5 protein-coding genes and 1 pseudogene are annotated in these 5,900 nt (G+C 73.9%); 3 read left to right on the top strand and 3 right to left on the bottom strand.

Annotated elements, in window-relative coordinates; all coding sequences use genetic code 11:
* Positions 1 to 242 (top strand): annotated as a pseudogene (locus M3185_RS16775) (response regulator receiver protein); the annotation flags it as partial.
* A 545-nt stretch (positions 243 to 787) separates the two neighbouring features.
* Here M3185_RS16775 and M3185_RS16770 read toward each other — a convergent pair.
* The 3 genes from M3185_RS16770 to M3185_RS16760 form a co-directional block, all read right to left on the bottom strand.
* Complete coding sequence (locus M3185_RS16770; RefSeq protein ID WP_251334817.1) at positions 788 to 1,141, bottom strand: hypothetical protein; 354 nt, start codon at positions 1,139 to 1,141, stop codon at positions 788 to 790.
* The gene (locus tag M3185_RS16765) at positions 1,138 to 1,584 is read right to left on the bottom strand and encodes a hypothetical protein (protein ID WP_251334816.1); all 447 of its coding nucleotides are present in this window, start codon (positions 1,582 to 1,584) and stop codon (positions 1,138 to 1,140) included. The genes M3185_RS16770 and M3185_RS16765 overlap by 4 nt, the downstream gene beginning before the upstream one ends.
* A 1,243-nt stretch (positions 1,585 to 2,827) precedes the next feature.
* Positions 2,828 to 3,130, bottom strand: a complete 303-nt coding sequence (locus M3185_RS16760; protein ID WP_251334815.1) for a DUF4193 domain-containing protein — start codon at positions 3,128 to 3,130, stop codon at positions 2,828 to 2,830.
* Between the two features lie 474 nt (positions 3,131 to 3,604).
* Here M3185_RS16760 and M3185_RS16755 point away from each other — a divergent pair, with 474 nt between their 5' ends.
* Both M3185_RS16755 and M3185_RS16750 read left to right on the top strand, forming a co-directional pair.
* The gene (locus tag M3185_RS16755) at positions 3,605 to 4,816 is read left to right on the top strand and encodes a MalY/PatB family protein (RefSeq protein WP_251334814.1); all 1,212 of its coding nucleotides are present in this window, start codon (positions 3,605 to 3,607) and stop codon (positions 4,814 to 4,816) included.
* Between the two features lie 416 nt (positions 4,817 to 5,232).
* Positions 5,233 to 5,643, top strand: coding sequence for an excalibur calcium-binding domain-containing protein (locus M3185_RS16750; RefSeq protein ID WP_251334813.1), 411 nt, complete (start codon positions 5,233 to 5,235; stop codon positions 5,641 to 5,643).
* Positions 5,644 to 5,900: the final 257 nt, after the last annotated feature.

Raw genomic sequence — 5,900 nt, 5'->3', positions numbered from 1 at the left:
ACCTGGGGTGTTGCCCGGGGCCGGTGCTGCGCGCGGCCCACCAGCGGGTCCTGGAGGCCACCGCGGCGACCGGTGACGAGCTGGCGCAGGCCGTGGCGGCCCTGCTGGTGCTCCACGGCCACCACCAGGGGCTGCTGCCGGCGAGCCAGGCGCTTCCCGGGGCCCCGGACCCGCGCGCCCGCCGGGAGGCGGCCGGGGTGCTGCGCGCCTTCCTGGGACGCACCCTCACCCCCACCACCTGAGGCCGAGGGCGTGTCCGCCGACCACCGGACGGCGTGGCCGCTCGGCCCCGATCACCGGGCTGCCCCGTCCCGTACCGGGGCGCACCGGCCGCAGATCCTCAGTGCCCGGTGGCGCCTGCCCACCCGCGCCCGCGGCGACGCGGTCGCCCATGTCCCGATGGGGTCGGTGGCCTGCGCTGGCCCGGTGACCCCGCATGGACCCGCCGGCGAGGCCCTCGGTGGGCGGCGCCGCTGGCGAGGTGGGAGGACGTCGAGGAGTGCTCCGCCATGTCGCGGGCGACCACGCAGCTGACCCCCACGCACCTGTGGAGCAGGAACTTCGCGGTCCGATCCCCGGGGGAATTCCTGCGCTCTCGCTGCCCGGAGCCGCCCTTGGCGGGGTGGGCGAACACCCGGGTCTCGTGCGGGTCTGCGGCAGGTCGGGGGACACGATGCGACGGCCGCCCTGGGCCTGTGACCGGGCCGGCTGCGGCATGCTCTTCGCCCAGCCCGGTCGGTTCACTGGAGTGCTCGGCTCCCGGCCGGCGTCGACCCCGACGGGGAGCTCATCCCCCGGCCGGTCCGCTGGAGGTGCGCTCTTCCGGGAGCGTTGTGGTCGGGGTGCCAGGGGCGCGGGTGGCCGAGAGCCGGGGGCGGAGGTGCCCGGCGACGACCCGCAGGTCCGTGAGGGAAGCCCCCTCCACCAGGGGCAGCACATCGGTGGCCAACAGCTCCAGGGCGAGCCCGTAGGCGGTGGCGTGCGTGTCCGCCGGCACCGCGAACTGGACGCACAGCCCTGGGGCGCCGCTGCTGCGGGCGAGGCCGCCGCGGCTTGCGAGGGAGTGGACGAGGGCGATGGTCGTGGGCTCGTCCACCCGGTGAGTGGTGCGGATCGTGGCCTGGGCCGTCCATCGGATCACCGGGATCCTCCTGCGGGGGCCGGGTCAGGGCGGCGCCGGGGGACGGTGACGCCCGTTGCGGGGCGCGCCCCGTGGGATGCCCTGCGGCGGGCACCGCGGACGGCGGGGGACTCCTGGTGCCGCCGGGGGGCGGTGTCCTCGTGCGGACGTGCCGGTGCGGTGATCCGCACTGTGGCGTTGCCGGTAGGGCCGGTGTCGCAGGGACCGGTGCCGGGGTGCCCGTGCTGGAGCCGGTGGGCCAGCAGGTCGATCGCGGTGGCCTCTGCGAGCCGGACCTGGTGCAGGTCCACGGTCAGTGCCGCGGCCGGGAACGCGGTGCGGGCCCGCTCCACCAGCGGAGGCAGGGCTTGCTGGTTGGCCGTGGTCAGGGTGCCGGTGACGGCCAGCGTCAGGTGCTGTCCGCTGAGGTCGACCTGGACGGTCACCGAGAGCTTGGGATGCATGGGTGAGTTCCTTGTTCTGGTGGGCATCGGACGATCCGGTGCCGCGGGGAGGACTGGACGTGACGGGCACCGGCTCGGGGAGATGGCAGTGGCCCCCCGGACGCCTGCTCCGCACGCGCGCGGGGCGCGGGCCGGTGACGCGGTGCACGGGCTCGGCCGCCGACCCGGCGCAACGGTGTCCCGGGGCGGGCGCCGTCCTTGGGACGGAGGCCGAGGTGCAGCACCGCTCCGACGCCGGGAAGGCGGCGTGTCAAGGCGCAGACGAGCGGTTCGTGGGCGGCCTGTGCCGGCGAGTGCTGCTGATGCGGTGGCAACCACAGCCGGTGACGCACGGGGGCCTCGACGTCGATCGCAGTGGCGTCCGGTCGAGCCGGGCGCACCCGCTCCACAGCTGGATCCCCTCGGCCCCGGCCGTGGTCATGGCCCGGTGGATTAGGCGTGCCTGCCCCATCCCGACGACGTCATGGCTCACCGTTCCCCCACCGTGTCATTGCTCACCGTTCCCCCACCGTGACCTCCCCCTCGCGCCCGGGCCCAGGACGGCGTTGTCCCGGGCTCGGGCCCGATGTCCCCGGTCCGCTCTATCGTCGGCACAGGAGCGGTCCGTCCGCCACTGGGGGACCGCGGTGTGCGTTTCGCGGACCATCGGCGGTCATTCCCCGGCCGCAGGTTACGGAAAGCGTCGCCGGCGGGCGGCTGCTGTCCTGCGGGCAAGGGGCAGGCGGAAGGTGCCTGACGAGCTGTGCGTGCCGGGACCGACGCCGCCACCTAGCCCGCCGGTCCCGAGGAAGGTGATGGTCAGGTGCGCGGAGCGGTGGCCGGGGCTTGCCCGTAGCGGTCCTGAGGGGCGGTGGAGCGATCCCGGTGGGCGCCGCCCCAGAGGGCCATGGCCGGTCGGTGGAGTCGATCACCCGCCCCTGGGGGCGAGCGCGCAGCGGGCAGGGTTGGTGCCGTCGTTGCTTCCGGGGCGGGGCCGGGCGGGCACATGGGGTGGTGCGCGGTGGTGGCCGTGGCCGAGGGCAGCGCGCTGTCCGCCTCCTGGCGCCGGTGTTGCCGGTGTGCCCCTCGCCAGCACCGGCGCCGCACGCCGACCGGGCCGCCGGTCCCTGGACCCGCCAGGGCTCCACCACCTCCACCGACAAGCCGACCTTCCGCGGCACCCCTGCGGCGGCGTCCGGTGGCCGCCGGTGGTGGGCGCTGACCGGCTCCCCGAGCAGCCGAACAAGAACGGGTCAGGAAGTGCTCAGCACTCGCAGTCACCGCAGTAGCTGGTCCCGCCTGCCTGGCGGGCGAGCTGGGAGCGGTGGCGGACCAGGAAGCAGGAGGCGCAGGTGAACTCGTCGGCCTGCTCCGGGATCACCGCCACGGTGAGCTCCTCGTGCGACAGGTCCGCCCCGGGCAGGTCGATGCCCTCGGCGGTGTCGGTGTCCTCCAGGTCGATGACCGCCGTCTGGGTGGTGCTGCGCTGGGCTCGGATGGCTTCCAGGGACTCGTTGGCCGGCTCGTCCTCGTCCCGGGTGCGCGGGGCGTCGTAGTCGGTGGCCATGATGTGGCGGGTCCTTCTGCAGATGGTGTGACCGTGCACGAGAAGCCGGCACGGGAAGAACCAGAGTGTACCGACACGAGGGGAGGGACCGCTGAGATCCCGGGTCGCTGATGGAGCCGCGGCGTTGCAGTGGGGGTTCCCGTGCGCGCGGGTCGTGTTCCTGCACGAGCGATCCCGGGCCACCGGCCCAAGTAGGGGTCGCCGTGCCCCGGGGGAGGTGTGGAGTGGCCGCTGCGGCCCTGGACCTCGGTGGTCCTCCGGTGTGGGAGTGGGGAGCGGGGGAGCTCTCCGTGATGGCTTCAGCGGCGCCCGGTGTGGTGGTCACCGCCGTCCGGGTCCTCTGCACGCGTTCGGGCGGCGGGGCTGGCATCCGCGGTGGGTCGTAGCATTGTTGCCGGTGAAGCCTTGGGCCTCGTCCGCGATGATCGTCGGCCTCCACCGGCGATCGGTTCGGTGGCCAGGAAGGAATCCGTGATGATGGACGCACTGCCGAATCCCCTGGAGACACTGTCGCTGGACCAGCTGCGCCGGCGCACCAGCATCAAGTGGCGCGCCCATCCCGGGGATGTGCTGCCGCTGTGGGTGGCGGAGATGGACGTGTCCTTGGCACCGGCGGTGGCCCAGGCCGTGCATGAGGCCATCGACCGTGGTGACACCGGATACCCGGCCGGCACCGACTACGCCGAGGCGCTGAGCGCCTTCGCGGCGCGGCGATGGCAGTGGGACGGGATCGTTGTGGAGCGCACCGCGCTCGTGCCGGACGTGATGATGGGTGCGGTCCAGCTGCTGCGCCTGGTGACCGATCCGGGGGATGCGGTCGTGGTGAACGCCCCCGTCTACGCCCCCTTCTACGCCTTCGTCGCCCACGACGCCCGCCGCGTCGTGGAAGCACCGCTGGGCGATGACTCCCGGATCGACCTGGACGTCCTGGAGGCCGCCTTCTGGCGCGCCCGGGCGCACGGGGGAAAGGTCGCCTACCTGCTGAGCAACCCGCACAACCCCACCGGGACCGTCCACACCCGCCAGGAACTGGCCGCGGTGGCCGAACTGGCACGCCGCCACGGGGTGCGGGTGATCGCCGACGAGATCCACGCGCCCCTGGTGCTGTCCGGGGCCCGGTTCACCCCGTATCTGAGCGTGCCCGGTGCGGAGGACGGGTTCGCGCTGATGTCGGCCTCCAAAGGGTGGAACCTCGCCGGGCTCAAGGCCGCCGTGGCCCTCGCCGGCCCGGAGGCGGGCGCGGACCTGCACCGCATGCCCGAAGAGGTCAGCCACGGCCCCAGCCACCTGGGAGTCATCGCCCACACCGCCGCCTTCACCGCCGGGCAGGCGTGGCTGGACGCGCTCCTCGAGGGCCTGGACGCCAACCGGACACTGCTGAGCCGCCTGCTGGCCCAATACCTGCCGGCCGTGCGGTACACCCCGCCGCAAGGCACCTATCTGGCGTGGCTGGACTGCCGCCCGTTGGGCCTGGAGAACGGCCAGGACCCCGAGGGGCTGGCGGTCGTCTCGGACATGGCCGCCACCGCCCAGATGTTCCTCGACCGGTCCCGCGTCGCCGTGAGCTCCGGGCACGTCTTCGGCGCCGGCGGGGCCGGGCACGTGCGGTTGAACTTCGCCACTTCACAGACCATCCTCACCCAGGCGATCACCCGCATGGGACAGGCGGTCAGGGACCTGCCCTAGCCGGGTGGATCGCCCTGGTCGCCCCGTGCCCGCTCCGGGCGGCCGCACGACCGGAGCGGTTCCACCCTGCGTCCTGCACATGCTCCCTCCGAGGCGGAGGGCCACAGGAGGGCCTCGGCATGATCCCAAGGGTCACATCCTCCTCGGCCATGCCCGCCGCGAACCGTGTCGCAGCCGGGGCCCGGGCCCACGTCGAGACGCCCGCTGTCGACGGGGCACCCGTGCGACATCGGTGCGGCGTCCGCGGCCGCCGCGGCGGCCGATGCGTGCAGCACCGGCGCGGAAGGGGAGCCGAAGCCGGCGAACGCCTGTCTGTGCACGTCAGGCTGTTGTTAAAAACCGCATATTTGCATTGGTGAGTCAGTTCGTGAGTACGGTTCAAGGGTCATCACCCCTCATGAAAGTCGAGTGACACCATGAAGAAGAGTGCTGCTGGCGCCGCCCTGGTCGCTGCGGTCGGATTCTCCGTTCTGACCGCCGCCCCGGCCTCCGCCCTGTCGTTTCCGCTGTTCGAGACCTGTGATGCCGCCGCGGCCGCGGGGGTCTACAACATCCCCGCCGGGGATCCGCGCTACACCCCGGAGCTGGACCCCGACGCGGACGGGACCGCCTGCGAGAACCCCGACTACGCCTACATTCCGCTGCCTCCCGTCGGTGAGGTTCCCGCCGACCCGCAGGTGGAGCAGATGCCGGTCGGTGGCGCCGACACCGGGGTGGCCGTGGCCCCGGAGAAGTCCAGCACCGGGACCGCCGCGCTGGGCCTGGCCGGACTGGCCGCCGTCGCCGGTGGGGTTGTGGTCGCCCGTCGTCGGACCGTGCGCCCGTAACTTCCTCTGGACGGCCCCGCATCCTGGCCGGTGCGGGGCCGTCCTGCTGTCCTCCGGGGTCCGGGGCCTGGTGGGCCGTCCCGCCACAGCGCCTCGCGCTGAGAGCGGGGGTCCGGTGGGGCGCGGGGCGCCGGCAGCCTCCCCGCGGAGGAGCTTGCTCGGATCCGGGGAGATCGCCGGGGGCGCGCCGTCGTGGCCGGCGGCCACCGGGTGGCCTACGCCACCGCCTGCCCCGGGGCCGTAGACCACCCCGGGGG

The sequence above is a fragment of the Kocuria rosea genome (assembly GCF_023715525.1).
In the GTDB taxonomy this organism is placed as follows: Bacteria; Actinomycetota; Actinomycetes; order Actinomycetales; family Micrococcaceae; genus Kocuria; species Kocuria rosea_A.
Note: the sequence above shows the minus strand (reverse complement) of the source record. Positions and strands in the feature narration are given on the sequence as shown.